The following is a 24666-nucleotide window of genomic DNA, read 5'->3' on the forward strand; positions in this document are numbered from 1 at the left end:
GGCTGGGTGTCGGACGGTCGGTGACGAAGTCACTCGTCGGCGACGGTGTCTTCGCCGCCGTCGCTCTCGCTCGTTCGCCACACCGGCTTGGCCGACAGTACGCCGCGCAAGTCCGTCATCGGTTCGCCGAGGTGGAGGCCATCCGCCCGAATCTCGAACTCGCGGAGCGTCCGTTCGAAGTCGCTGGCGCGCATCTTCAGGACACCCATGGCCCGGTGAATCTGGGCGTCGAGTTCGAGGTACCGCAGGAAGAGGATGTTATCGGCGAGGTAACTGATCCGTTCGCTCGTCGCCAAGAACTCGCCCGTGATAGACTCCACGTCGTCGACGAGGATGGTCGTCACACCCATCCCGCGCATGTAGCGACAGAGGGCGTGGAGTTCGCGGATGAGGTCGTCGTCTTCGCCGCGAATCGAGAGCCGATAGCCACTGATACCGTCGATCATGACGACGCTCGTGTCGCGTTGGTCGACCTCCTCGCGGACCATGTGTGCGAACTCGTCGGGTGAGACCGCGAGCGGTTCGATTTCCCGGACCGAGAGCGTGTCGTTCGCCAGCATCTCGTCGACGGGGATACCGATGGCGCGTGACCGGTGGAGGAAGGTGTCGGTCGACTCCTCGAACATGAAGATGACCGAGCGTTCGCCGTTCTCGGCGGCCGCGCTCATGAACTGCGACCCGGTAGTCGTCTTGCCGACGCCGCTCGGTCCGCTGATGACCGTCACCGTCCCGCGTTCGAGGCCGCCGTTGAGGAGTTCGTCCATCTCGGGAACACCGGTCGAGACCGTCCGGGCGTCGAACGGTTCGGTCCGTTTGTCACCGGGAACCAGTTCCGGGAACACTGTCAGCCCGCTGGCACCGATACGCATGGTGTGAATACCGTCTTGAAAACCCGAACCACGAAACTTCGTCACCTGTATCGTCCGGCCCTTCGTCGCGTACCCCAGCACCATACTCCCGTCACAGATGTACTCTAAGTCTTCGTCCGGGGTCACCTCGGTCGACTGCGTGGTGAAGACGACCGTCGCGTCCGAGTCTTTCAGATAGCTCATGAAGCCCGCGGCCTCGGTCCGGAACTGGTAGTCGTCGGGCGCGAAGTAGCGCAGTTGCGTCAGCGGGTCGACGAACACCCGCGACGGGTCGTGCTCGTCGACGGCCGCGACGATGTGTTCGGTGAGGTCGTCCTCCACATCCGGCGGTTTGAACACGTCGTAGTGCTGGCGCGTTCGAAACGACTCCGAGTCCGGACTGAGGTCGAGAATCATCACGTCACTGAGGTCGAACCCGAGCGTGGCCGCGTTGGTCCGGATGTCCTCCTCTCGTTCTTCGAACGCCACGAATAGCGACTCAGACGGCTCGACTGTCAGAAAGTGCAGGCCGAGAATGGTCTTGCCGGTCCCGGGCTGTCCCCGTACCATGTACGCCCGACCGGGAAGCAGGCCCCCGTGAAGTACCTGATCCAGGCCGGAGACACCCGTAGAACACCGGGCCACCGTTCCATCCATACGATGCTAGAAACGGTCAGTACGCTAAAGTGCAGCGGCTGAGCGGTCGGTAGCGGCGCTCAGGACAGATATTTCGGCAATCTGTCCGAGGTGTCACTCCCGTCGACGAACGGAAGGTCGACACGGGTGGCAGACGTCGACGAACCCTCGACGCGAACCGAGAGGTCCGTCGCCTCGCTGTCGAACGCGACGAGCGCCAGCGCGATGGGCCGGTCGAGCGTCGGACTGTCGACCGCACGCGTGACCTCGCCGATAGCCGCGTCGCCGTCGAAGACGGCCGCGCCGGACTCCGGAACCGCCTCGGGTTCGAGGCCGACCAGTCGCTTCGACGGCTGGCCGCGGTTCTCGACGCGTGAGACGACCTCCTGCCCGACGAAACAGCCCTTCTCGAAGTCGACTGCGTTTCGTAGGCCGAGCACGTTCGGGATGGTCCCGTCGAGTTCCGTGTCGAACAGCGGCGTCCCGGCCTCCAGCGTCAGCGCGTCCCACGTCTGGTAGCCGAAGGGAGCCGCGTTCAGCCCGTGGTTCGCCAGCGTGCCGAAGACGCGCTCTGCGTCGTCTGCGGCGCAGACCACCTCGTAGCCCTCCTCGCCGGTCGGTGCGTCGCTACAGATGACCGTGACGCCTTCGTCGCCCATCGACCCGCGGACGAACGAGAGGTGTGGCTCCGGACTGCCGGCGTGGTTCAGCACGCTCGCGACCTTCTCGGTCGACTTCGGCCCGTGGACGCCGAAGACGGCGAAATCGTCGGTGGCGACTCTGAGGTCTACGTCCTGAATGAACACCTTCTCCTGCCAGTCCTCGACGAGGTCTTCGGCCGTCTGTGGCGGCGTGAACAGCAGCAGGCGCTCGCCCGCGTTGTAGACGTAGAGGTCCGTCCAAATCTTCCCCTGCGGGTCGAGCAACAGCGCGTAACAGCCCTCGCCGTCTTCGTCAGGTACTCGGTTCGAGACGGCGTTGTCGACGAACTCCACCTTGTCTTCGCCCTCCACGACGACGACGCCGTACGCCATCTCGATGAGGCCGACACCGTTGCGGACGGCCTTGTGAACTCGCTCCGGTCGCCCGTAGTGCTCGACGACGGTTCGCCCGCCGCGCTCGCCGAACGTCGCCCCGTGGTCCGCGTGGACCGACTCGATGACCGTCATTGTTGCTCGACTCTTCGGGTGGTTCGCGGGTAAAGCCTCTCGTTTGGCCTGTGTGATGGTGGTAGAGGTTTACGTCTGGAGTAAACTTCTGTGCGCTGCGCTGTTCGCCGACGACTGATGGCGCGCGCTGGCTCGCGTGGCTGAACGAGAGCGAGGCGGCGGAGCCGCCTCGGAGCGAACGGGGAGCGAAGCGACCCGTGAGCCAGTGAAGCCCGCGAGTCGAAGTCGCGCGAGGGACGATGTGGCGTGAGCGAAGCGAACGCCACGAGGAGGTTGGGGAGGGTGAGGCGATATCTACCGTCGGCGCGAGTTCGCTGCTTGGCCGGACAGAATTCGTCATCAGGGCGTGTTGGTGCAACAGACTCGGCTACTGGTGTGGGGAAGCAGTTCACGAATGCCGACGGAACATGACCGCAGCCACAACCTCCCCAACCGACTCGACGGCCGCCTTCGGCGGACCGTCTCGTCCCTCGCGCGATGCCGACTCGCGGGCTTCGCCACGCTCGTCAGCGCGCGCCATACCGGCTGTTTCGAAAAACGACGCCTCGGACTCACACCTTCTCAGGCAACCAGCCACCGTCGATTTCCACGTTCTCGCCGGAGATGTAGTCCGAGTCCTCGTCGAGGAAGAACTCGGTCGCCTGCACGAGGTCGGCGTAGGCGGCGGCGCGTCCGCGCGGGAGGTCCTCCGGGAACTCGTCGGAGTTCTCCACCACATAGGGTGAGACGGCGTTGACCGTGATGCCGTCGTCTTGCGTGTCCGCGGCGAGCATCCGCGTGAACATCAGGACGCCGGCTTTCGCCATGAAGTAGGGTGCGTTCTTCGGGTTGACGAGGCCCTTCTCGCTGGAGGCGTAGCCGATGTTGACGATGCGGCCCCACTCCTGCTCGCGCATGGCGGGCAACGCGCGCTTGCAGGTGAGATACGTCGCGTCGACGTTCGTGGCGAAGACCGTCTGCCAGGTGTCGTAGTCGATGTCGGTCCAGTGTTTCGGGGCGAACGCACCGACGTTGTTCACGAGCACGTCGACAGAGCCGAGGTCGGCTTCGACCGTGTCGAACATCGCGTCGACGGCGTCGGGGTCGGTCACGTCGGCCTGGACGGTCGCGACCGCGGGCGCGCCACGCTCTCGCGCGCGAGCGGCCACGTCTTCGGCTTCCGATTCGCTTGAGCGATAGTGGACGGCGATGGCCGCGCCCGCATCGGCGATAGCGAGCAGGAGTTCGCGGCCGACGCCTTTCGCGCTCCCGGTGACGAGCGCGACGCGGTCGGTGAGGTCGGGCTGAAGCATAGCCGAGGCTTCGAGTTGGAGCGAGAAATAGCCACGATTCGCGGCGGGTCACCGAGTGGCGATTCAGACCGACTCCTCTTCGGCACGCTCGCGCCACAGTCGTTCCTGCCGACGCTCGGCGACGTGTCGCGCGCCGTCGGCCAGTTCGTCGCGGGTTCGGCGCTCGAAGTCGGTCACGTCGTCGAGAAACCCTGCTTCGAACGTTTCGAGAACGTCGTAGGACCAGCGGTCCGGTCCGGCGGTGTCGGCCGGTTCGGACACCGACGCGTCCACTGCCACGCCACTGTCGATGACGCCCCGAGGGAGGTGCACCGTCCGTATCTCGTCCGCGAGGTCTGTGTGGCCGCTCTCGCGGAGCAGTTCCTCGGCCGCGTCTAAGTGGTCCATCCCGTGGCCGATGGCGTGGTGGAACTGGATGAGGTGACCGTGTGCGCGCCGGAGCCACTCCAGGCCGAGTTCGGTCCGGTGAAGGGCTTCGACCTCTCGTTCGGAAAGCGTCGACGGGTCCATACGGCTCTCTACGGGCGGGAACTGCCTGAGCGTGTCGCGCAGGTGTGAGTGTGTCGTGCGGGAGTCCCGAGGCTGTCGAGCAGCCGAGGGCAGCCGAGTGGCAGCCGAGGCGTAGGCGACGCGCCAGTACGCCGACAGATACTCACACGTGAGTAAATCTAACCGCTTAAGTGCCTACCCGGCGGTGTTTCCGATAGCATGGCCACGTACGCGGGCGTCGACCTCGGCGCGACGAACGTCAGGGCCGTCGTCGGTGACGACGAGGCACGACTTCTCGGGTCGTACCGGACGAACACACCACAGGGACCGACAGGCATCGCGGTCACCGAAGCCGTCCTCGACACGCTTCGGCGCGCCTGTGACGATGCGGGCATCGACCCAACCGAGGTCGTCGCCGCCGGCATCGGTGCGGCCGGGCCGCTCGACCTGGCGCAGGGGACGCTCGAAAACCCACCGAACCTCCCCGACACCGTCGACCGTGTCCCACTCACCGGTCCCATCGAGAACCTCATCGACTCGGAGAAGGTGTACCTGCACAACGACACCAACGCTGGCTGTATCGGCCAGCGCTTCTTCGCCGACCGCAACCCCGACGACATGGCCTACATCACCATCTCCTCGGGTATCGGGGCTGGCGTCTGTGTCGACGGGAAGATAGCGAGTGGTTGGGACGGCAACGCGGGCGAGGTCGGTCACTACGTCGTCGACCCACAAGGCCGACTCACCTGTGGCTGCGGGAAAGACGGCCACTGGGAGGCGTACTGTTCCGGGAACAACCTCCCCCGGTTCGCCCAACTGCTGGCCGAGGACGACCAGAGCGTCGACACCGCGCTGCCACTCGACGACGCCGACTTCTCGGCGAAAGACGTGTTCGACCACGCGGGCGAGGACGAGTTCGCAGACCACGTCATCGACCAGTTCTCACACTGGAACGCCATCGGCGTCACCAACGTCGTCCACTCGTTCGCGCCCATCGTCATCTACATCGGCGGAGCAGTCGCACTGCACAACGAAGAAATCGTCTTAGACCCCATCCGCGAGCGCGTCTCGGAGATGGTGATGACGAACGTCCCCGACATCCAACTCACGACACTCGGCGACGAGGTCGTCGTGAAGGGCGCGCTGGCGAGTGCGCTCACTGCGGGGACCGGTGACCGGTCGAAACTCCGAAACTGACTCCGGTGAACGTCGGTCTACCACGTCGCTGTCGACGTGATTTTCGCTTCGGAAAGCGTGTCAATTAATAACACAAACAAACACTTAGGTTACAGTACTTTTACACAGTCAGCGTGTTGGCATGAAGGTATGCAACGGAGAGATGTACTCCGCGCGGGTGCCGGTGCACTCGCACTGGGTGCTGTCGGCACAGTCACGTCCGCCCGAACCCCCGACCCCTACGCCCCACTCGGTGAAACGACCGCCGCCGGAACGATGGAGGTCACCGTCAGCGGCGACGGCCAGACTGCCTTCGCGGCGACGGGCGACGGCTTCGCCTGCATCGACGTGTCGGACCCGGCGAACCCGACCGTGGTCGCAGAGCAGAAAGAACTCCTGAAAGACGAAGAGAACGGGCCGCTGGCGCACGTCGCCGACGTGAAAGTCGACGGTAACCGCCTGCTCGTCGTCGCCCCCAACCAACCGAGTCGGAACAAAGTCACTAAGGCGGCACTGCTGTACGACGTGTCCGACCCGGCGAAGCCGAAGCAGCTCGCAGTGAAGAAAGTCGACCATGCCATCCACAACAGCGACTTGACTGACGGGTACGTCTACCTCTGCCGCAGCGACTTCAACAGAGAGTCGATGCGGACGTTCGATGTCTCCGACGATTCGTTCACCGAAGTGAGCGACTACGGCATCGTCGACTACGACGAGAAGTGGAAAGAGGTCCACGGCTACCTCAGAAGTCTGCACGACCTCTACATCCAGGGTGACTACGCGTACTGGGCCAACTGGGAGGCAGGGACGTTCGTAGTCGATATCAGTGACCGGGCCAACCCCAGGGTCGTCGCCCGACTCGGCGGACTCGACGCATCGAAGCTCGCACAGGTGAAACAGCAAGACTTCACCAAAATTGCCCTGCAACCGCCGGGCAACAACCACTACGTCACCGTCGACGACGCGGCCGAGACGCTGTACGTCGGTGCCGAGTCGTGGGACATGAACCCCGACGACTCGAAGCGTGGGTCGAGCGGTATCGACGTGTGGGACATCTCCGACCTCTCCTCGCCGGAGAAGCTCTCGACGGTGTTCGCACCGACTGCGCCCGACGAGAGTCGACAGGGCAAGTTCACGACGTCACACAACTTCGACGTGCACGGTGGCCGACTCTACACGTCCTGGTACTTCGGCGGCGTGATGGTCCACGACGTGTCCGACCCGGCGAACCCCGACCGCCTCGCCTGGTGGCGTCAGCCCGAGTCGAAGATGTTCTGGGGCGCGAAGTTCGCGGGCGACCGCGACTTCTTCGTCGCCGGTAACATGGGCCCCGGGCAGGACAACGACGGCGGCGTGATGACGTTCCCCGACCGCGCCGGTGAGATGGCCGACCCGCCGGACGTCTTCCGCGCGCCGGAGGAGTCCAGTCGCGTCACCGAAACCGACTGGCCGGACTACATCCAGAACCAGAAGAGTACGACGACGACCAGCGAGCCGACGACGACGCAACAGCCCACGACGGCGGACCCGACGACCAGCGAGCCGACGACGACTGCCGAGTCGACGACGACCGGCACGACGGCGTCTTCGGGTGAGACGACCGCGACGAGCGAGGAAAGCGACGGCGGCGCCACGCCCGGCTTCGGCCTCCTCGCCACGCTCGGTGGCCTGGGCCTCGGTGCGGCGCGCCTCGTTCGCAAGCGCGACTGAACAGCCAGACGAATATATCCAATTTTCGACTGCAGTTCGTGCCGACAGTACGGGCTCTTTCCGACATTTTCGGCAGGAAGACAGCATATCGAGGAGGATATATTCACACGACAACTGGAACGAACACGTTTATTTACGGCCAGTAATCAGTGGGACTATGGAACCGACCCCTCCGCGCGTGGACCGGCGGACGCTCCTCCGAGCGGGCGCTGGTGCACTCGCCCTCCCCCTCGTCGGTGGTGCGGCGACGACGGCGACAGCGACCGAACAGGCCGGCTACGAACCTCTCGGGAGCCTCGAACTCGACGAGGCGTACGAAGCGGTCGTGAACGAGGACGGGACCGTGGCGTACGTCGCAGTCGGCACCGGCTTCGTCTCCGTGGACATCTCCGACCCGGCCGACCCGACGGTCGTCGGCGATGCCGCGAGTCTCTCGACGCCCGACGGCGAATCCCTCCAGCAAGTGTGGGACGTGAAGTACGAGAACGAGCGAGTACTCGTCGCGGCGGCGGCGAACGGCCGTGGTCCGGCTGGCATCTTCGTGTTCGACGTGTCCGACCCCGCCAACCCCGAGCAGGTCGGCGACTGGTTCGAGACCGGCCACGGCAACCACAACTCACACCTCGTCGACGGCGTCGCCTACCTGACCGGCGGCTACACGCTCGACATGATCGACGTGTCGTCCGACCAGTTCGAGCGTGTCGGCCAGTGGGAGCCGGGCGACTGGAAGGACGAGTACGACAGTGTCCCGTACATGATCCTGCACGATCTGTACGTACAGGACGGAACCGCGTACTGTGCCTACTGGGACGGCGGCACCTTCATCGTCGACGTGTCCGACCCCACCAGCCCCGAGTTCGTCGGCCACAAGAGCGACATGACGCCCGCAGAACTCGGCGACGAACCGCAGTCGCAGTACCTCGAACCGACCGGCAACGACCACTACGTCACGGTCAACGAGGACGCGACACTCATGGCCGAAGGCGGTGAATCGTGGGACACGAGTCCGAACGACGACCACGGTGGCCCGTCCGGCATCGAACTGTTCGACATCTCCGACCCGACGAAGCCACAGGAACTGGCCACCATCGAGGCTCCCCACTCCGGCGACAACCGGTACAACGGCGGGACGTGGACCACCGCGCACAACTGCGAACTCAGCAACGACAAGTTGTACACCTCGTGGTACAGCGGTGGTGTGACTGTCCACGACGTGTCCGACCCCGCCAACCCCGAAAGTCTCTCGTGGTGGGCCGACGCCGACAAGTACGCGTTCTGGACGGCTCAGAGTGTCCCCGGAAACGAGTTCTTCGTCGCGTCTTCGTGCCTCGAAGGGTCCGCGACCACCGCTGGACTGCTCACGTTCCCGGACGAACCCGGCCAGATGGCGAGCGACCCCGAGGACGTCTGGTGGGGCGAGAAGCCGAAGCAGACCACGACGACTACCGAACAACAGACCACGGCTGCACCGACGACGACCACCACCACGACCACCGAGCAGGGAGAGACCGAGTCGACCGCCACGACGGAGGAGAGTGAGATCTCGAACGGCACACCCGGCTTCGGCGTCCTCGCCGCACTCGGCGGCCTCGGCCTCGGTGTCGCCCGGTTCCTCCGCGGGCGCGACGAGTAAGGGCCGACCGAAAACCTCCTCAGCACAGATTCCTCACGGACGTTCCTGTCGAATCGTGCGACGCAGACCCAAAGCTTTCTCACGTGCGCAGTGCCTAGACTCACTCGATGCGTACCGACTCGTCCGACGCCGAGGACGCCACCCTGAAAGAACGCCTCGAACGCTGGCTCTCGAGAGAGATGCCCATCATCCAGATGCACGGCGGGACCAGCGCCGTCCGCAAGGCCGACCCCGAAACCGGTGAGGTCGTCATCGAACTCGGTGGCGGCTGTTCTGGCTGTTCCGTCGCGAACATCACGACGGGAAACATCGAAGCCGAACTCTACACGTGGCCCGAAATCGAGGACGTGACCGTTCGCGTCCCCGAGACGGGCGAATCGTTCGGCGTCGACCAGGCCGAATCCATCATGGGCGTCGACCGGACCGAAGGCGGCCGTGGTGACTGGGGCTCGTCGAACCCTGGCAAAGACCACTTCTGAGGACGTTTGTCGGTTTCAGCGACGGAGAAGAGGCGCTGTCTCGGCGTCGATGACTACCAGCGACTGCAAGAGAAGTGACGACTACTGTGCCTGCGGAGAATGTGGTGAACCGCTGTTCTGTACGTCGGCGTCGGTCACGTGACCGAACTCAGTCCTGGCCGAGCTTTTCGCGGCTAATCTTCACGCCGGTCGGCGTCACGATGAGCTGGTCGTCGCCCTTCTGGACGATGTCGCCGCCGACTTCCTGTGCGACCTGTCGAAGTTCGTCGACGATGTGTTCGACGGTGCGGTCTTCGGTGCGAAGGCGCGTGATGTCTGCGATGACCATGTCACCGTCGTAGACGGCATCTTTGATGTCTATCGCGTCGGCCTGTCCGCCGATCTCGGCGATGTGGACCTGCAGCGCGGCCTCACCGGAGGCCGTGTCGAAGTCGTCGAGGTCGAGTTCGAGATAATCCTCGGTGTTTCGCGTGCCGCGGTCGCCGAGGATTTTGGTCATGAACCCCATACGGGAGGAAGACCGTCGGGACCCGTATAGTTCTTGCGTCGGACACTGGTCGTCGAATCGGAGTGTGGCGCTTTCGGTAGCGAGCCGAGGGTGATTTCTCGCGGAACCGTACTCACCGACACCTCCGTGACACGCTCATACCCACCCGACACCTCTCTCTACTCGAACCACGATGACTGGTGAGAAATCGGTCCGGTCGCGGGCGAACGACGCCGAGCGGACGGACACGGCGGGGTACGAGCGAGCGCACGCCGACCGACGAGCAGCCCCGAAGGTCGAGCGGCTCATGGTCGACGCGGTCCTCGTGAACGAGTCGACGGGAGAGATAGGTGTGGTCGCCTCGTGGGCGGTGACCGACGCGGACGAAGACCTCGTGAGCGTGCAGTTGACCGTAATCGACGGCGAGCGAAAGAAGACGAGCGTGACGGAACTGGTCTGCGGGAACGAAGCGTCGGGGACGACGATGGTCGGACTGGGACGTGACGTGTCCACGCGAAAGTCTGGCCGAGTGCTCGTCAGGGTGACCGCCCGTGACAGCACCGGAGCGACGGCGTCGGCGCTCCGGCCGGCAGAGTTGTTCGCGCGGAGAGGCTGAACGGGCGAGCGAGACTGGCGCGGCGAGCGAACACTGGCGCGGCGAGCAAGTTGTGTCCGGCTGGAGACTGCGGAACGTTCTGGTATACGATTGGTCTCGGACAGTGGTTGTTTTCGTAGAGGGGAGCGACCCGACAGCGACTCACAGACGGTTACCGTCGACTCAACGAGAGCATATCTGTGAATGAATCCTACTCTTTTTCGAGAGCATGTCCATCACACGTCGAAGCGTCCTCCGGAGAATTACCGTCGGGGCTGTCACCGGTGGGGTCGTCGGGACTGCCAGCAGTGGCGTCGGCCGTGGATGGGACTCGACGGCGGCGGACGAGTACGTGGTCGGCATCCGAGGACTGGCAGGACTCGAGTGGGCACAGCAGCTGTCGACACAGGTCTGGGGCGAGTTCGACTTCGGCGCGGAAATCGGGCAGGCAGTGGTCGGTCGATTCCCTGCGGCAGCACTGGACGTGCTCCAGCAGAGTCCACTCGTTCGCTACGTCGAAACGAACGGGACGATGCACACGCTGGAGCAGACCGTCCCGTGGGGCGTCGACCGAATCGGTGCGATGGCGGCACAGGCGATGAATCGGACGGGACAGACGGCGAGCGGCGAACCGATTCACGTCGCCGTCATCGACTCCGGAATCGACTCTGACCATCCAGACCTGTCGGTGAATCTCGGTGATGGCGTGAGTTTCGTCGGCTGTACTGACTGCGGTGTCGGAAACGTCTGTCGCGAATCGTGGGACGACGACGTCGGCCACGGCACCCACGTCGCCGGAATCATCGCTGCGCTGGCGAACGGCGAGGGGGTCGTCGGCGTCGCCCCAGACGTTCGCGTCCACGCGGTGAAGGTCACCGACTGCAACGGCGAGGGGTCGGTCGCGAACGCCGCTGCGGCCATCAAGTACGTCGCCGACCGAGGCTGGCACGTTGCGAACCTGAGCCTCGGCGGGTCCGGTTCTCGCCTCCTCGCCGACGCGGTGACCTACGCGACCGAGCGGGGCGTCGTCCTCGTCGCGGCGGCAGGCAACGACGGGCCGTGTTCGGACTGTGTGAACTACCCGGCAGCGTACCTGACCGTCCTCGGTGTCAGCGCGGTGGACGACGACGGGGCGCTGGCCACGTTCTCGTCGGCCGGTTACGGGGTCGACCTGTGCGCACCGGGCGTTGGAATCTGGTCGGCGTTCACCGGCGGTGGGTACGAGTGGAAAGAGGGGACTTCGATGGCCAGTCCGCACGTGGCGGCCGCCGCCGCGCTCTTGCTCGCCGACGGGGAGACGCACGAGACGGTGCGAGACAGTCTGACGGCCACTGCAGAAGACCTCGGTCTCGCACCGGCCGCACAGGGCGCTGGGTTAGTCCGGGTCGACTGGGCCCTCGGCGTCGAGGAGTCGGCGGACGGCGTCGTGGCAGACTGACCACCCGGCGAAGTGTGCGCCAGCGACGTGCAACCGAACCGATACAACCGACCCGACACTGACCTTTTTCGCGTCTCGCGCCAGAGACGCAGGTATGACTTTCAGTATCTGCGTTCGCGAAACCTACGAAGACGAGTCGGGCGAAGAACAGACTCGCTTCGGCGTGGCAGTGACGACCCGACTCCCGGGTGTCGGCGCACTCTGCCCGTGGGTGAGTGAGAACGGCGCGGTGTCGACCCAGAGCCTGACGAACGTTCGTCTCGGCCGGAAAGGCATCGAGTACCTCGACGACGGGCTGGCGGTCGAAGACGCCCTCGACGCACTGCTCAACGCGGACGACAACGCGGCGGCCCGCCAACTCCACGGCGTCGGTCACGACGGCGAGTTCGCCTACTCCGGCGACGACTGCAAGGGGTGGTACGGGAGCGTCGTCGGCGAGCACTACACCGTCGCAGGGAACTTGCTCGCGGGTGAGGCAGTCGTCGAGGCGGTCGCTGCAGCCTACGAGGACGGCTGGGAGAGCGACGACGGGAGCGACCCAGCCGACCCGCTGGCGAAGCGACTGGTCGACGCGCTCGAAGCGGGCTACGAGGAAGGCGGTGACAAGCGCGAAGACCTCACGATTCAGAGCGCGGCGCTTCGCGTGGCGACGACTGAAGACCGCGACCCGGAACCGTACTACGACGACCTCCGGGTCGACGCGACGGAGACACCGATTTCGGACCTGCGACAGACGTACCAGTTGGCGAGCGAAGGGTTCGCCACCGCGCTGGAGAAGTACGGAGAAGCGTACGAAGAGGACGACATGGACGCCGCTGTGGACGAATAAACAGCAGAGAGACAAAAACCGCGAGAGCCGTCAGATGTTGAACTCGTAGAGGTCGTCGCCGACGTGGTGAATCGACTCGATGACTTTGCCCGAGTCGCCGACCATGTCGTCGCCGCTCGCGAGCGCGCGACCGATGGCCAGTGCCTTCTTGTGTGTCTCTTCGACGATGACGACGAGGTCGCCCGACTCGATGTCGGGGTCCGCCTCGGTGATACCGGGACGCATCACGTCTGCACCGTCGGAGACGAACGAGATAGCACCGGCGTCGACCGTGACGATGTTCTCGGTGATGTCGAGGACGTTCGCGCCCTTGACGGTGAGGAACGGTTCGTCGTCGATGTAGCACACGAGCGGCTCGCCGTCGACCAGGACGATGTCGAACTCGCTCCCGTCGAGTTCGACCAGTTCGTACGAGTCACCGTCTAAGTCGACACCGAGTGCGTCTGCGACGGCCGATTCGACCGCCTTCACGTCGTCCGAGCGAAGGTGGTGGCGGGACTTGACCTGCATACGTCGTCTCTCTCCCGGGACGCGCTTAAACGGCGCGCTCTCGTGTCGCGTTGTGTCGTCGTCGCGCGGTCACAGTCGACTGAGAAGTTCGCGTCCGCGGCAAGGGCTATATGCCACCCGCACATCTATCAGCGTATGTGGGGTTCCCGGACAGACCGGGGCGACGAACTCGTCACGTGCATCGCGTGTGGTGAGGACGTCCCACGGCGGAACGCGAGAGAGTACGACAAGCACGGCAACCGCTGGGAACGACACGGCAAAGAGTTCGAGTACCTCTGCAAACCGTGTTACCGCACCGAGTGCCATCAGCCGCGAGACGAACTGGAGAGCCTCCTCTGCGAACTCGACGGTGCCGAAATGACACAGGACGAATTCTTGGAGACGTACCGACTGCTCGTCGAGGAGCGGTACGGGACGTCCGAGCAGGGCCGCTAACGCAATTTTCAGTGACCGGCCGATGCGGTCGGTCTTTCCATCGACGAGCGATGCGGCGGCGTCGCCCCGACACGTTTTCGTGCCGGCCGGTCGTAGGCCCGGAATATGAGCGACGACACAAGCGCGCAGGCCGCAGCCGGGACCGCGGAAGGCCAGGGCCCCGTCGAAATCGACGAAGAACTCGCGCGCCATCTGGAGAACAAGCGCGAGGAGTTGTTCGAGAAGTTCGAGATTCGTGATTCGTTCCCCTCGGCCGTGATGCAAGAGGCCGAAGAACGCACCACAGACGTCCAACAGGAGATTCAGGACGAACTCGAAGAGCGACAGGACCTACGCGACCTGGTGACTTGGACGACCGACCCGGTCGACGCGCAGGACTTCGACGACGCCATCTCCATCCGCGAGAACGAGGAGACGTACACGCTGTGGGTCCACATCGCCGACGTGACCCACTACGTCCACCCCGAGAGCGAGATGTGGAAAGAGGCCGTCGAGCGCGGGAACACCGTCTATCTCCCCGCCTACACCATCCACATGCTCCCGCCGATGTTGGCCGAGACGGTCTGTTCGCTCGTCCCCAACGAGGACCGTCTCGCCCACACCGTCGAGATGGAACTCGGCAAGGAGAACCTGAACTACGAGAACATCGACATCTACAAATCCGTCATCCACTCGGACGAGCGCCTGACCTACACCCAGACGGAGAACCGACTGGACGAGGAAGACGCCGACCTGCACGACGAGATTTCGCTCGTGTTCGAACTCGCCGACCAGCTTCACGAACAGCGCAAAGAGGACGGCTCGCTCGTCCTCAACCCGCGCCGTGACCGCGCACACACCATCATCGAGGAGTGCATGCTGAAGGCGAACAAGGCCGTCACGCACGTCCTGATGTGGAATCGCGGCGTCGAGGCGATGTACCGCGTCCACCCGCAGCCGACACCCGACGAGTGGGACAAGGCCCTCGTCGAGATTCAGGAACTCGACGGCGTGTCCATCCCGGGCGACACTTGGGACGACCCGCGCAAGGCCGTAAACGCGACGCTCGAAGAAGCACCGTCTCGTCAGCTCGGCAAGATTCAGTGGGCCGTGATGAAGGTGATGCCACGTGCGAAGTACATGTCCGACCCCTTCGGCGGCCACCACGCGCTCAACTTCGACATCTACGGGCACTTCACCTCGCCCATTCGCCGCCTCTCCGACCTCATCAACCACTGGATCGTCTACACGAACGACGTACCGGAAGACCTCGCCGCGCTCTGCCAGCGCGCCTCTGACAAACAGAAGGCCGCAGAAACCTGTGAGCGCGAGTACAAGCAGTTCCTACAGGAAGTCGGTCTCGACCCCGACGCCGTGAACAACCGCGGTATCGAAGTCGTCGAGGACGACGAAGACGAGGACGAAGAGAACGACGCCGGTGCGGACGAGTTGGAACAGTAAGCCCGACGACACTGTTTTCTGCCTGTCGAGACCAGTAGCACACACGACGATGGGACACAGCGACGACGCCGCGACCGGAACCCGGGCACGCGCCAGTGAGAAGGTGCAGGCGACATGAACACGTTCTTCCTCTGGCTGCTGGTCGCCGCACTCGTCGGGGGCATAGTCTTCATCGCCAGACCGCCATCGGACCGCGACTCGACCAGTTCGACGAGTGGCGCGGCGAGCAGTGGCGAGGGACGCGGTCAGTCTCACGGCGAGCCGGTCCCCGGACCCACCCAATCGCTCACCGACGAGTTCGACTGCCGATTCCTCGACGTGACCGACGAAGGCATCCACGTCGCAGTGACCGACGGCGACGACGCCGCACGACTGCTCGTCACCGGCTACGACGACGACACGGGTCGAACGACAGCCGAACTCGTCCACGGGCGAGCGGGTCCGCGGCGAGAACCCGTGACCGGCCCGTTCCCGGGTCCGCCGGGGTATCTCGCACCATCGTCACAGCAGGCCCCCGCGAACGGGGCGAGAGACGGTGCCGAGGCGGCTGGAATCGACGATGCCACAGAGACCGACGAGTGGGACGAGACGGTACACTCGGTCCTCGAAGCCGAGTTCACGCCCATCTTCGACGTGCGTGACGCACTCCCGAAACCCGGGTCTGCCGGCGGCGACGACAGTGATTCGGCGGCCCAACGCGCCCGCCGAGAGCGGTTCGACCACAGTATCGTCGGCGACTATCCGGATGGCACACTCCTCGAAGTGACCGACGGCGACCGACTCGCTCGGGTCCTCGTTTCAGACGACGAGCCAGCGAGGCCAGCCGACCCCAGTTCGGCCGACGACTGGGTTGCCGAGGCCGTCACCTACGCCGACAGTCTCGCCCTCGACGAAGCACGGGGCGCACAGTCGACCACCCACGACCGAGAGCCAGCGGTCGAACGCGACTGAGACCCGGCCTGACACTCCGCGCGTCACCGATTTCTCGTCTCGCAACCTATCTTCCAGCATGTACCGAGTCATCCTCCACGAAGGCCAGATAGAGTGTAACAGCTACGAACACGTCGAGGCAGGTATCGAGTGCTACATCGACGGCACGTTCGCCGCGTTCGTCCCCTACGAAAACTGCTGTGCCGTCATCGACGAGGAAGTCGTCGTCACCGACGAACGCTCCGTCTGGTGAACCGCCATCGGTCCCGTTTCTTCGTCAGAATCCTAACCAGTTACCTACGCCGACGACTCCACACATATAAATGGTGGAGCATTGAACGGCATGGTCCATGCTACTATAGTCACACCCTTGTGGTAGACCGACATGACCGTGGGATGGGCACCCGGACGGCACACTCGACAGCACAGACAGGGGGAGGTGACCGACGCGTGTACGCGCTAGGGCATCTGGGCATCGCACTCCTCGCGTTCGCACCACTCGCACTCTTTCTCCGTAACAGGCGACGCAATCACGTCGCCGCCGCAGGCACACTCACGACCGCCTGCTTCGCGACGCTTCCGGACATCGACCAGTGGCTCGCAACTGTCCCGCACCGCGGCGTGACCCACACCGTCTGGTTCGGCGTCGCACTCGGCGTCGTCCTCGCCAGCGGGGCCGCAGTCTACGGCCGTCGGAGCGCCACAGTCGCCGTCACCTCGGCCGGTTGGGCGATGCTCGTCGGGACGCTCACCACCATCGCACACCTCACCGGTGACGTGGTCACGCCGATGGGCATCAGCCCACTCGCACCCGTCGTCGAGGGGCACGTGACGCTGAACCTGGTCGCCGCAGCCAACCCGGCCGCCAACCAGACGCTGTTCACGCTCGGGATGCTCGCCACCGTCGCTAGCTGGTGGGCCGGGACAGAACGCGAGCAGACCGTCCCGACGAGACGGACGATTCGCCGCGCTGTCGGCCGTGTCGACAGCGGGACCGACCACGGGCGTCGCGACTCGCCCTGAATCACAGCAGCCCCTCGTTACTCGGCTGGGGCGACCATCAGATACACTATCGTCGTCGTCCCCGTGAACTCCTGCGCCTGGTTCCTGTGGTAGTAGTACTGAATCCCCCGCTCCTCGACGACGTACGGCCGCCCGTCGTCGGTGACCGTCTCTGTCTCGAAGGAGTCGATCGTACCGATACTGACGTAATCGCCCGTCTCCGGGACGGGAATCGTCTTCCCTACGACCATCTCCAGTTCCTCCCCCGTACGGGCGTCCATACAGACGACGACGGTCACGTCGTTCCCGCCCGCTTCTTCGGGCAAGTCGACGTCACCGCTCTCTAACGGGACCCGTCGAACCATACTGCTAGTTGGGCGGAATGAAGTATAAGGTAGACGTACAGCTTTGCGGTCCTGGTAGTGTTCGGACTCGATGGGATTGTGAACCCGTCGTGAGACGTTCCTGCTCGGCCTTCGGCCTGCGCGGGCTGCGACTCACTGGGCTTCAAATCCCATCTTCATCGTTCAGATTTCCGCGACACCGCCGACTCGCTTCGCTCGTCGGCTGGTGTCGCGAGAAATTAGTGGACTCGATGGGATTTGAACCCATGGCCTCTTCCTTGCGAAGGAAGCGATCTACCCCTGATCTACGAGCCCGCGAACGCAATCAATCGTAGCCACTGGTGCGTATTAGTAGCTTTCCTTTCGGCTGGCGTACGTGCCGTGGTGTGACGTAGCGAGGAGGCGCAGTCGGCCGGCGGCGACGCCGACGAGGAGGCCGGTGAAGTGGGCGATGAGGGCGACGCCGGGGGCACCGGTCGCGAGTGTCACCACGATAGCGACGACGGCGAAGACGGCGTACTCAGCGGAGCGTGGGAGGTCCAGTTTCGAGAGGAGGCGGTCGGTGACGACGTTGCCGCCGAGGACGTAGCCGTAGAGGGCGAAGACGGCCCCGGACGCGCCGAGGACTGCGACGCTCCCGAACGTCAGCAACACCTCTGCGAGGCCAGCGAGCGCGCCGCTGATGAGGAAGAAGAGGTGAAAGCGGAGGTTCGTCGTCGAGCGTTCGAGGACGAAGCCGACGAGGGCGAGTGCGAGCGCGTTCGAGAGCAGGTGCGTAAGGTTCGCGTGGGCGTACACGCTCGTGACGAGTGCCCACGGCTGTTGCATGGGTGAGTGGAGGGTGAACAGGAGTCCGTGGACCCACCCGAGGCCGACGAAGCCGAGTAGTCGGACTGCTGACTGAACGGCGAAGACCAGACAGAAGACGACTAGGAGGGTAAGCGTCGGACTCCGTGAACGACGTACCATAGAGAGAGAGGAGTGCCGCAGCTACAAAATGTTTCAGGTGTTCGACTCAAACTCGAAGACGATACTGCGCGAGAGAGTGGTGGCACGGTGCCACCAACCGCCCTCAGTCTTCGAGGACGATTTCGATGCTGACGTCGTTCGGCACCTGAATCCGCATGAGCTGACGGAGCGCGCGCTCGTCAGCGTCGAGGTCGATCAGACGCTTGTGGACGCGCATCTCCCAGTGCTCCCACGTCGCCGTGCCTTCGCCGTCGGGCGACTTGCGGGAGGGGATCTCCAGCGTCTTGGTCGGCAGCGGGATCGGACCCGACAGGTTGACACCGGTCTTGCTCGCGATTTCGCGAACGTCGTCACAGATGTTGTCGAGGTCGTCGGGGTTGGTCCCGGCGAGCCGGACGCGTGCCTGCTGCATTGTTTACTTCTCGTTGACGCCCATGACCTTGCCAGCCGCGATGGTCTGGCCCATGTCACGGACAGCGAAGGAGCCGAGTTCCGGAATCTCGCCGGCCGGCTCGATGCTGAGCGGCTTTTGCGGACGGACGGTGACGACAGCGGAGTCGCCGGACTGGATGAAGTCCGGGTTCTCCTCTGCGACGTCGCCCGAGGAGGGGTCCATCTTCTTGTCGATGGACTCGATGGTACACGCGACCTGTGCCGTGTGGGCGTGGAAGACCGGCGTGTAACCCGCCGTGATTACGGACGGGTGCTGCATGACGACGATCTGTGCCTGGAAGGTCTCGGCGACCGTCGGCGGGTCGTCGGCGGGGCCACAGACGTCACCGCGGCGGATGTCGTCCTTGCCGATGCCACGGACGTTGAACCCGACGTTGTCACCGGGGCCAGCTTCCGGCACTTCCTCGTGGTGCATCTCGATGGTCTTGACCTCGCCACCGACGTCAGACGGCTGGAACGAGACGTTCTCGCCGACGTTGAGCATACCCGTCTCGACACGGCCGACCGGGACCGTACCGATGCCGGAGATGGTGTAGACGTCCTGAATGGGCAGGCGCAGCGGCGCGTCCGTCGGCGGCTGCGGTGCCGGCAGGTTGTTGAGGGCCTCGAGGAGGATGTCGCCATCGTACCAGGAGGTGTTGTCGGAGCGCTCGGCGATGTTGTCGCCTTCGAACGCGGAAATCGGGATGAACGTCGCGTCCTCGGAGCGGAAGTTGACCTGCTTCAGCAGGTTCTGGACCTCGCCCTTGACGTCCTTGTAGGAGTCTTCCTTGTAGTCGACGACGTCCATCTTGTTGACGCCGATGATGAGCTCGCCAATGCCCAGCGTGCGTGCCAGGAAGACGTGCTCACGGGTCTGCGGCGCGACACCGTCGTCTGCCGCGACGACGAGGACCGCGTTGTCTGCCTGGGACGCGCCCGTGATCATGTTCTTGACGAAGTCACGGTGACCCGGACAGTCGACGATGGTGAAGTAGAACTCGTCGGTGTCGAATTCCTGGTGGGCGATGTCGATGGTGACACCACGCTCTCGCTCCTCAGCGAGGTTGTCCATGACGTAGGCGAACTCGAAGCCACCCTTGCCCTTCTCTTCTGCTTCTTCGCGGTACTGCTCGATGACGTGCTCGGGCACGCTCCCCGTCTCGAAGAGGAGTCGCCCGACCAGTGTGCTCTTGCCGTGGTCGACGTGGCCGATGACGGCCAGGTTCTGGTGCGGTTTGTCGCTCATTGTTGTATCTCACGCGCAGAGGCGCTGTGTGGAAATCTTTCGGCAGAAACGGTTAAAACCATTTCGATACAGTTCGTTCGACACCCCGACGCCGTCTTGCGGTTTGCCGTGCGACACCACACCAAGGCAGGCAGACAACTCACTCGCGTCGGGGGTTTCGGACTGGTCGAAACTGGCTGCATGTCGGTTCGAGTAGTACCCGACGACGCCAACAGAACGGCAGGAGGAACGGGTTACTCCAGTCGAGCCACGTCGGCCAGCACGGCACACGCGGTCGGGTCGCCGCCAGCACCTCGGCCGCGGAGCGCGAACCGACCCGCGTGCGTCGTCTCCAGTTGGACGATGTTCTCGGTCCCGCTGACCGCGAGCGGGCTGTCTGCCGGCACGAGTCGGGGACCGACGCGGATACCGTCCGGCGTCGCTTCACCGATGAGCCTGACCGTGCGCCCGTCTTCTTTCGCCAGTTCGAGCGCACTGGTCGGGATGTCGACGATGCCCTCGACGTCCGCATCCGCGAGCGTGTACTCGGCGTCGCCGTCGGCGAGGACGTTGGCGAGAATGACACACTTCAGGGCGGCGTCGGTCCCTTCCACGTCGAAGGCGGGGTCAGCCTCGGCCACACCGAGGTCTTGTGCCTCCGCGAGGACGTGTTCGTAGTCGAGCCCTTCCGCGGCCATCCGCGTGAGGATGAAGTTCGCAGTGCCGTTGAGGACGCCCTTCGCGGCGGTGACCTGTCCGGATCCGTAGTCAGTGATGGTGCCGAGGACTGGAATCGCGCCGGCGACCGTCGCTTCGAACAGGACCTCGCCCGCGCTCTCGTGTTCGAGCTCGCGTACGTCGGCATACCGTTCCGCGACCGGTCCTTTGTTCGCCAACACGACGTGACGGTCGCGTTCGAGTGCGGTTCGGACGTGCGAGAAGCCGGGCTCCGCGTCGCCGAGCGTCGTCGGTGTCGCCTCCACGAGTGCGTCGTACTCGGTCGCGACCGCCGCGTCGGGGTCGGCGTCGCCGACGCGGCCGCGTGCCGCCTTTCTGTCCAAGACGGCGTCCACATCGAGGCCAGCCGGGTCGACGACCGCCGAACTCGAGTCGGCGATGGCGGTCACGGTGTGGCCGCGTTCGCCCGCGAGTCGCGCCACCGACCGGCCGACCGCACCGGCACCGAGGACGGCGAGTTTCATGGCTCACCCTCCACGAGCGGTTCGACGACACGCAGTCCTTTCTCGTCGGCCACGTCTCGCACGCATGCCAGCGCCGCTTCGGTCTCGTCTGGCTCGACCGCGAGTTGGACCCGAGCACTCGACACGTCGTCCGTGCCCGCGGGCGCATCGAGCGCGAAGTCGGTCACCGACGCCTTGGCGCACTCCTCGATGGTCGAGAGCGTGTCCGAGAGGTCAGTCTCGACGAGGTGGCCCACGAGCAACACGCTCGTCTGCGCGCTGAAGCGGTCCTCACCGGCCTGTGTCACCGTCACGCCGGCTTCTTTGAGCGCTTCGACGATACCGTCGAAGCGACTCGGGACGCACTCTAAGTCGACCTCGACCGGGATGTGCCCACGCGGTGTGAGGTTGCCGCGCTCGTGGAAGATAGAGAGTAAGTTCCCCCCGTTGTCGGCGATGGGACGGAGCGCGCGCAACAGCTCGCCCGGCTCGTCGACGAGCTCGAGGCGAACCGTGTACGCCCGTCTCGTCTCAGAGGCATCAGTCGCCATCGACATCACCCGCAGAGAAGACGGCGATTCGTCTGTGCATATCTACGTCTGACCCGAGCGAGCGATATAAGCCTTCAGCCACTCGCAAATCTCTCCTCTCGTGCCAGAGACGTTCGCGCCGATGGAGAATCAGCATCAGTCGCGATAGGTCGCCGCGAGCCGGTCGAGGTGTGAGACGATGCGCTCGGTCGCATCGTCGTGACCTGGACAGTCCGCGGACGGGCAGCGCTGGGCGACGACCGGTTCGGGGTCGTCCGGGCGTAGCGCGACTGCACGAACGACGACTGTCCGGTCCGCGAGGTCGACCCGCCGCTGGTGTAACACCTCTCGCTCACCGGCGGTCGCTCCGTCGACCGAGTCGGCGTCGGTTCCCTCGTCACCACCCCCTGCTGGGGCGATGGGCGTCGAACTGACCGTCGTCCGGACGCCGACGGGGAGACACGTTCGGTCACAGTGTGGGCACGAAGACGCCACGATTGCCTTTCGTTGCGACCGCTGTGTGTAAAAAACTTTGTGAAAGACTACACGACAGTTTGGTGAATCGACACGCTGGTCGCTCGACGACAGCAAAGAACAGAAAGAGAGACGAAGTGCCTTACAGGTAGTCGGCGCCTTCGGGCAGCTCCAGCTTCATGCCCTTGCGCTCGCGAATCTCCATGATCTTGTCCGTCTGGAGACTGTCGGACATGAACTCGAAGCCGGCGTTCTCCGTGTTCCACGACGCGCGACCCTCGGTCGCACTGCGGATGTCGGAGGAGAAGCCGATCATCTCGTCGACCGGTGCGACGCCTTCGACGACCATGAGGTCACCCTCCTGGTACATGTCGTCGACGCGGCCACGGCGACCCTGAATCTCGCCGGAGGCAGCACCCATGTGGTCGTTCGGGACGTCGATGCGGACGTTCTGCATCGGCTCGAGCAGTGCGACGCCCGCGTGGATGAGCGAGCGGTGGACTGCTTCGCGGACTGCGGGGATGACCTGTGCGGGACCACGGTGGATGGTGTCCTCGTGCAGGCGGGCGTCCTTCAGGCGCAGGAGTGCGCCCTGGACCGGCTCGCCGGCGAGCGGACCGTCTTCGAGGGCCTCTTCGAGACCTTCGATGACGAGTTCCATCGTCTCGTTCAGGTGCTGGATACCCTTCGTGTCGTCGATGAGGATGTTCGTCCCGAAGATGTGCTCGACGTTCTGGGACGTGTCCTTGTCCATGCCGGCTTCCTGCAGCTCCTCACGGCGCTCCAGTTCGGGCATGTCCATCGAGACCTCGCCGAGACGAATCTTCTCGACGATGTCCTCGTTCATCGGTTCGAGGGTCATGTAGAACCGGTTGTGGCGGTTCGGGGAGATGCCCTCGACCTCGTCCGTCGCGGCGCGCGGCGCTTCGCGGTAGACGACGATCGGCTCACCAGTGATGACCGGGATGCCCTGGTTGCGCTCGATGCGCTGCGTGATGACTTCCAGGTGCAGCTCACCCTGACCGGAGATGAGGTGCTCACCAGTGTCCTCGTTAATCGTAATCTGGATGGTCGGGTCTTCCTTGGAGACCTGACGGAGCGTCTCGATGAGCTTCGGCAGGTCGTCCATGTTCTTCGCCTCGACGGACTTCGTGATGACCGGCTCCGAGATGTGCTCGATGGACTCGAACGGCGTCATCTCGATGGAGGAGATGGTGGAGCCAGCGATGGCGTCACGCAGGCCAGTGACGGCCGCGATGTTCCCTGCGGGAACGTGGTCCACTTCCTCGCGCTCGCCACCCATGAACAGGCCGACGGACTGGAGGCGGTTGGTGCCCGCAGTACCGGAGACGTAGAGGTCCTGGCCCTTCTCCATCGTCCCGGAGAAGACACGACCCGTGGCGACTTCACCCGCGTGGGGGTCCATGTGGATGTCGGTACACATGAAGACGACTTCGCCGTCGTCGTCAACCAGACGCATCTGCTCTGCGACGTCGAGTTCGTCGTCACCACGCCAGATGCGCGGGATACGACGGGGCTGCGCCTCGATGGGGTCCGGGAAGTGCTCGACGACCATGTCGAGCACGACGTTCGAGAGCGGCGTCTTCTCGTGGAGTTCCTGGCGCTTGTCCGCGCGCTCGAGGTCGATGATGTCACCGAAGTCGAGGCCGGTGCGCTGCATGGAGTTGACGGAGACGCCCCACATGTACAGGGCGGACCCGAACGCGACGGTGCCGTCCTGCACGGAGACGGTCCAGTCGTCGACGTCGTCCATGTCCTCGGTCATGCCAGCGATGAGCTCGTTGACGTTACCGATGACCTTCTGGAGACGCTGTTGCATCTCCTCGGGACCTTCCTGCAGTTCGGAAATGAGGCGGTCGACCTTGTTGATGAACAGGGCCGGCTTCACGCCCTCACGGAGCGCCTGCCGAACGACGGTCTCCGTCTGCGGCATGGCACCCTCGACTGCGTCCACGACGACGAGTGCGCCGTCGACTGCACGCATCGCACGCGTCACGTCGCCACCGAAGTCGACGTGGCCCGGCGTGTCGATGAGGTTGATGAGGTGGTTCTGGTCGTCGACTTCATGGGTCATCGACACGTTTGCCGCGTCGATGGTGATCCCACGTTCCTGCTCGTCCTCTTCCGTGTCCATCATGAGCTTGGTCGCCTCACCTTCGTCGGCGATCATGCCCGTCCCAGCGAGCAGGTTGTCTGTGAGTGTCGTCTTACCGTGGTCGACGTGCGCGGCGATGGCGATGTTCCGGATGTGCTCCGGGTTGTCCATCAGCCGTTCGCACTGTTCGACGATCTTCTTTCGTCTACCCATTGGTGTTGCGTACCGACAGGGCGGGTAAAAGTATGCTGTTTTCGTTCGGGCGGAATTGCGTGAGTCGGCCGTTTTCGGGCG

27 protein-coding genes and 1 tRNA gene are annotated in these 24666 nt (G+C 64.4%); 12 read left to right on the plus strand and 16 right to left on the minus strand.

The window, feature by feature from the left end; all coding sequences use genetic code 11:
• Positions 1-29: 29 nt before the first annotated feature.
• The 5 genes from ACSC1P_RS16740 to ACSC1P_RS16760 form a co-directional block, all read right to left on the minus strand.
• Complete coding sequence (locus tag ACSC1P_RS16740) at positions 30-1505, minus strand: ATPase domain-containing protein (RefSeq protein WP_435361339.1); 1476 nt, start codon at positions 1503-1505, stop codon at positions 30-32.
• A gap of 59 nt (positions 1506-1564) precedes the next feature.
• Positions 1565-2653, minus strand: a complete 1089-nt coding sequence (ygfZ, locus tag ACSC1P_RS16745) for a CAF17-like 4Fe-4S cluster assembly/insertion protein YgfZ (protein WP_435361340.1) — start codon at positions 2651-2653, stop codon at positions 1565-1567.
• A 388-nt stretch (positions 2654-3041) separates the two neighbouring features.
• A complete protein-coding gene (locus tag ACSC1P_RS16750) occupies positions 3042-3173 on the minus strand; it encodes a hypothetical protein (protein ID WP_435361341.1) in 132 nt (43 codons plus the stop codon).
• A gap of 31 nt (positions 3174-3204) precedes the next feature.
• Positions 3205-3945 (minus strand): SDR family NAD(P)-dependent oxidoreductase, encoded by a 741-nt coding sequence (locus ACSC1P_RS16755; RefSeq protein WP_435361342.1) that lies wholly within the window; start codon positions 3943-3945, stop codon positions 3205-3207.
• Positions 3946-4008: 63 nt separating this feature from the next.
• A complete protein-coding gene (locus ACSC1P_RS16760; RefSeq protein WP_435361343.1) occupies positions 4009-4455 on the minus strand; it encodes a hypothetical protein in 447 nt (148 codons plus the stop codon).
• A 198-nt stretch (positions 4456-4653) separates the two neighbouring features.
• On the opposite strand from ACSC1P_RS16760, the gene ACSC1P_RS16765 reads away from it, so the two are divergent.
• From ACSC1P_RS16765 to ACSC1P_RS16780, 4 genes are all read left to right on the plus strand, one after another.
• Positions 4654-5631: an ROK family protein gene (locus ACSC1P_RS16765; RefSeq protein WP_435361344.1), complete on the plus strand. Its 978-nt coding sequence runs from the start codon at positions 4654-4656 to the stop codon at positions 5629-5631.
• A 129-nt stretch (positions 5632-5760) separates the two neighbouring features.
• Positions 5761-7320, plus strand: coding sequence for an LVIVD repeat-containing protein (locus ACSC1P_RS16770; RefSeq protein WP_435361345.1), 1560 nt, complete (start codon positions 5761-5763; stop codon positions 7318-7320).
• 157 nt (positions 7321-7477) lie between these two features.
• Positions 7478-8953 (plus strand): LVIVD repeat-containing protein, encoded by a 1476-nt coding sequence (locus ACSC1P_RS16775; protein WP_435361346.1) that lies wholly within the window; start codon positions 7478-7480, stop codon positions 8951-8953.
• Between the two features lie 107 nt (positions 8954-9060).
• The gene (locus ACSC1P_RS16780) at positions 9061-9432 is read left to right on the plus strand and encodes a NifU family protein (protein ID WP_435361347.1); all 372 of its coding nucleotides are present in this window, start codon (positions 9061-9063) and stop codon (positions 9430-9432) included.
• Between the two features lie 148 nt (positions 9433-9580).
• On the opposite strand, the gene ACSC1P_RS16785 is transcribed toward ACSC1P_RS16780, so the two are convergent.
• The gene (locus ACSC1P_RS16785; RefSeq protein WP_435361348.1) at positions 9581-9940 is read right to left on the minus strand and encodes a cell division protein SepF; all 360 of its coding nucleotides are present in this window, start codon (positions 9938-9940) and stop codon (positions 9581-9583) included.
• Positions 9941-10112: 172 nt separating this feature from the next.
• Here ACSC1P_RS16785 and ACSC1P_RS16790 point away from each other — a divergent pair, with 172 nt between their 5' ends.
• From ACSC1P_RS16790 to ACSC1P_RS16800, 3 genes are all read left to right on the plus strand, one after another.
• The gene (locus ACSC1P_RS16790) at positions 10113-10535 is read left to right on the plus strand and encodes a hypothetical protein (RefSeq protein WP_435361349.1); all 423 of its coding nucleotides are present in this window, start codon (positions 10113-10115) and stop codon (positions 10533-10535) included.
• Between the two features lie 208 nt (positions 10536-10743).
• Positions 10744-11952 carry a S8 family peptidase gene (locus ACSC1P_RS16795; RefSeq protein ID WP_435361350.1) on the plus strand — a complete coding sequence of 403 codons (1209 nt, stop codon included), beginning with the start codon at positions 10744-10746 and terminating at the stop codon, positions 11950-11952.
• Positions 11953-12046: 94 nt separating this feature from the next.
• The gene (locus ACSC1P_RS16800; protein ID WP_435361351.1) at positions 12047-12781 is read left to right on the plus strand and encodes a DUF1028 domain-containing protein; all 735 of its coding nucleotides are present in this window, start codon (positions 12047-12049) and stop codon (positions 12779-12781) included.
• Positions 12782-12811: 30 nt separating this feature from the next.
• Here ACSC1P_RS16800 and ACSC1P_RS16805 read toward each other — a convergent pair whose 3' ends face one another.
• A complete protein-coding gene (locus ACSC1P_RS16805; RefSeq protein ID WP_435361352.1) occupies positions 12812-13291 on the minus strand; it encodes an RNA-binding protein in 480 nt (159 codons plus the stop codon).
• A gap of 135 nt (positions 13292-13426) precedes the next feature.
• On the opposite strand from ACSC1P_RS16805, the gene ACSC1P_RS16810 reads away from it, so the two are divergent.
• From ACSC1P_RS16810 to ACSC1P_RS16830, 5 genes are all read left to right on the plus strand, one after another.
• Complete coding sequence (locus ACSC1P_RS16810; RefSeq protein ID WP_435361353.1) at positions 13427-13726, plus strand: DUF7562 family protein; 300 nt, start codon at positions 13427-13429, stop codon at positions 13724-13726.
• 105 nt (positions 13727-13831) lie between these two features.
• Positions 13832-15166 (plus strand): RNB domain-containing ribonuclease, encoded by a 1335-nt coding sequence (locus ACSC1P_RS16815; RefSeq protein ID WP_435361354.1) that lies wholly within the window; start codon positions 13832-13834, stop codon positions 15164-15166.
• A 114-nt stretch (positions 15167-15280) separates the two neighbouring features.
• Positions 15281-16117 (plus strand): hypothetical protein, encoded by an 837-nt coding sequence (locus tag ACSC1P_RS16820; RefSeq protein WP_435361355.1) that lies wholly within the window; start codon positions 15281-15283, stop codon positions 16115-16117.
• Between the two features lie 58 nt (positions 16118-16175).
• Positions 16176-16349 (plus strand): hypothetical protein, encoded by a 174-nt coding sequence (locus ACSC1P_RS16825; protein ID WP_435361356.1) that lies wholly within the window; start codon positions 16176-16178, stop codon positions 16347-16349.
• A gap of 197 nt (positions 16350-16546) precedes the next feature.
• Complete coding sequence (locus tag ACSC1P_RS16830; protein ID WP_435361357.1) at positions 16547-17119, plus strand: metal-dependent hydrolase; 573 nt, start codon at positions 16547-16549, stop codon at positions 17117-17119.
• Positions 17120-17136: 17 nt separating this feature from the next.
• On the opposite strand, the gene ACSC1P_RS16835 is transcribed toward ACSC1P_RS16830, so the two are convergent.
• The 9 genes from ACSC1P_RS16835 to ACSC1P_RS16875 all read right to left on the minus strand — a co-directional run bounded on the left by ACSC1P_RS16835 (position 17137) and on the right by ACSC1P_RS16875 (position 24585).
• Positions 17137-17463: a hypothetical protein gene (locus ACSC1P_RS16835; RefSeq protein ID WP_435361358.1), complete on the minus strand. Its 327-nt coding sequence runs from the start codon at positions 17461-17463 to the stop codon at positions 17137-17139.
• 222 nt (positions 17464-17685) lie between these two features.
• A tRNA-Ala gene (locus ACSC1P_RS16840) sits at positions 17686-17757 on the minus strand.
• Positions 17758-17790: 33 nt separating this feature from the next.
• On the minus strand, positions 17791-18411 hold the full coding sequence (locus tag ACSC1P_RS16845; RefSeq protein ID WP_435361359.1) for a rhomboid family intramembrane serine protease: 621 nt from the start codon (positions 18409-18411) through the stop codon (positions 17791-17793).
• A 103-nt stretch (positions 18412-18514) separates the two neighbouring features.
• Positions 18515-18823 (minus strand): 30S ribosomal protein S10, encoded by a 309-nt coding sequence (rpsJ, locus tag ACSC1P_RS16850; protein ID WP_435361360.1) that lies wholly within the window; start codon positions 18821-18823, stop codon positions 18515-18517.
• 3 nt (positions 18824-18826) lie between these two features.
• Entirely contained in the window at positions 18827-20092 is a 1266-nt protein-coding gene (tuf, locus tag ACSC1P_RS16855) for a translation elongation factor EF-1 subunit alpha (protein WP_435361361.1), read from the minus strand.
• Between the two features lie 233 nt (positions 20093-20325).
• The gene (locus tag ACSC1P_RS16860) at positions 20326-21273 is read right to left on the minus strand and encodes a homoserine dehydrogenase (RefSeq protein ID WP_435361362.1); all 948 of its coding nucleotides are present in this window, start codon (positions 21271-21273) and stop codon (positions 20326-20328) included.
• On the minus strand, positions 21270-21803 hold the full coding sequence (locus ACSC1P_RS16865) for an amino acid-binding protein (protein WP_435361363.1): 534 nt from the start codon (positions 21801-21803) through the stop codon (positions 21270-21272). Before ACSC1P_RS16865 ends, ACSC1P_RS16860 begins: the two co-directional genes overlap by 4 nt.
• 135 nt (positions 21804-21938) lie before the next feature.
• Complete coding sequence (locus ACSC1P_RS16870; RefSeq protein WP_435361364.1) at positions 21939-22277, minus strand: hypothetical protein; 339 nt, start codon at positions 22275-22277, stop codon at positions 21939-21941.
• 121 nt (positions 22278-22398) lie between these two features.
• On the minus strand, positions 22399-24585 hold the full coding sequence (locus ACSC1P_RS16875; protein WP_435361365.1) for an elongation factor EF-2: 2187 nt from the start codon (positions 24583-24585) through the stop codon (positions 22399-22401).
• Positions 24586-24666: the final 81 nt, after the last annotated feature.

The organism is Haloarchaeobius caseinilyticus (assembly GCF_051207395.1).
Classification (GTDB): domain Archaea; phylum Halobacteriota; class Halobacteria; order Halobacteriales; family Natrialbaceae; genus Haloarchaeobius.

Bases quoted from the DNA above. Each gene is read 5' to 3' on its own strand.
- ACSC1P_RS16740 (WP_435361339.1), bottom strand. From the start codon at position 1,505: ATGGATGGAACGGTGGCCCGGTGTTCTACGGGTGTCTCCGGCCTGGAT.
- ygfZ (WP_435361340.1), bottom strand. From the start codon at position 2,653: ATGACGGTCATCGAGTCGGTCCACGCGGACCACGGGGCGACGTTCGGC.
- ACSC1P_RS16750 (WP_435361341.1), bottom strand. From the start codon at position 3,173: ATGGCGCGCGCTGACGAGCGTGGCGAAGCCCGCGAGTCGGCATCGCGC.
- ACSC1P_RS16755 (WP_435361342.1), bottom strand. From the start codon at position 3,945: ATGCTTCAGCCCGACCTCACCGACCGCGTCGCGCTCGTCACCGGGAGC.
- ACSC1P_RS16760 (WP_435361343.1), bottom strand. From the start codon at position 4,455: ATGGACCCGTCGACGCTTTCCGAACGAGAGGTCGAAGCCCTTCACCGG.
- ACSC1P_RS16765 (WP_435361344.1), top strand. From the start codon at position 4,654: ATGGCCACGTACGCGGGCGTCGACCTCGGCGCGACGAACGTCAGGGCC.
- ACSC1P_RS16770 (WP_435361345.1), top strand. From the start codon at position 5,761: ATGCAACGGAGAGATGTACTCCGCGCGGGTGCCGGTGCACTCGCACTG.
- ACSC1P_RS16775 (WP_435361346.1), top strand. From the start codon at position 7,478: ATGGAACCGACCCCTCCGCGCGTGGACCGGCGGACGCTCCTCCGAGCG.
- ACSC1P_RS16780 (WP_435361347.1), top strand. From the start codon at position 9,061: ATGCGTACCGACTCGTCCGACGCCGAGGACGCCACCCTGAAAGAACGC.
- ACSC1P_RS16785 (WP_435361348.1), bottom strand. From the start codon at position 9,940: ATGGGGTTCATGACCAAAATCCTCGGCGACCGCGGCACGCGAAACACC.
- ACSC1P_RS16790 (WP_435361349.1), top strand. From the start codon at position 10,113: ATGACTGGTGAGAAATCGGTCCGGTCGCGGGCGAACGACGCCGAGCGG.
- ACSC1P_RS16795 (WP_435361350.1), top strand. From the start codon at position 10,744: ATGTCCATCACACGTCGAAGCGTCCTCCGGAGAATTACCGTCGGGGCT.
- ACSC1P_RS16800 (WP_435361351.1), top strand. From the start codon at position 12,047: ATGACTTTCAGTATCTGCGTTCGCGAAACCTACGAAGACGAGTCGGGC.
- ACSC1P_RS16805 (WP_435361352.1), bottom strand. From the start codon at position 13,291: ATGCAGGTCAAGTCCCGCCACCACCTTCGCTCGGACGACGTGAAGGCG.
- ACSC1P_RS16810 (WP_435361353.1), top strand. From the start codon at position 13,427: ATGTGGGGTTCCCGGACAGACCGGGGCGACGAACTCGTCACGTGCATC.
- ACSC1P_RS16815 (WP_435361354.1), top strand. From the start codon at position 13,832: ATGAGCGACGACACAAGCGCGCAGGCCGCAGCCGGGACCGCGGAAGGC.
- ACSC1P_RS16820 (WP_435361355.1), top strand. From the start codon at position 15,281: ATGAACACGTTCTTCCTCTGGCTGCTGGTCGCCGCACTCGTCGGGGGC.
- ACSC1P_RS16825 (WP_435361356.1), top strand. From the start codon at position 16,176: ATGTACCGAGTCATCCTCCACGAAGGCCAGATAGAGTGTAACAGCTAC.
- ACSC1P_RS16835 (WP_435361358.1), bottom strand. From the start codon at position 17,463: ATGGTTCGACGGGTCCCGTTAGAGAGCGGTGACGTCGACTTGCCCGAA.
- ACSC1P_RS16845 (WP_435361359.1), bottom strand. From the start codon at position 18,411: ATGGTACGTCGTTCACGGAGTCCGACGCTTACCCTCCTAGTCGTCTTC.
- rpsJ (WP_435361360.1), bottom strand. From the start codon at position 18,823: ATGCAGCAGGCACGCGTCCGGCTCGCCGGGACCAACCCCGACGACCTC.
- tuf (WP_435361361.1), bottom strand. From the start codon at position 20,092: ATGAGCGACAAACCGCACCAGAACCTGGCCGTCATCGGCCACGTCGAC.
- ACSC1P_RS16860 (WP_435361362.1), bottom strand. From the start codon at position 21,273: ATGAAACTCGCCGTCCTCGGTGCCGGTGCGGTCGGCCGGTCGGTGGCG.
- ACSC1P_RS16865 (WP_435361363.1), bottom strand. From the start codon at position 21,803: ATGGCGACTGATGCCTCTGAGACGAGACGGGCGTACACGGTTCGCCTC.
- ACSC1P_RS16875 (WP_435361365.1), bottom strand. From the start codon at position 24,585: ATGGGTAGACGAAAGAAGATCGTCGAACAGTGCGAACGGCTGATGGAC.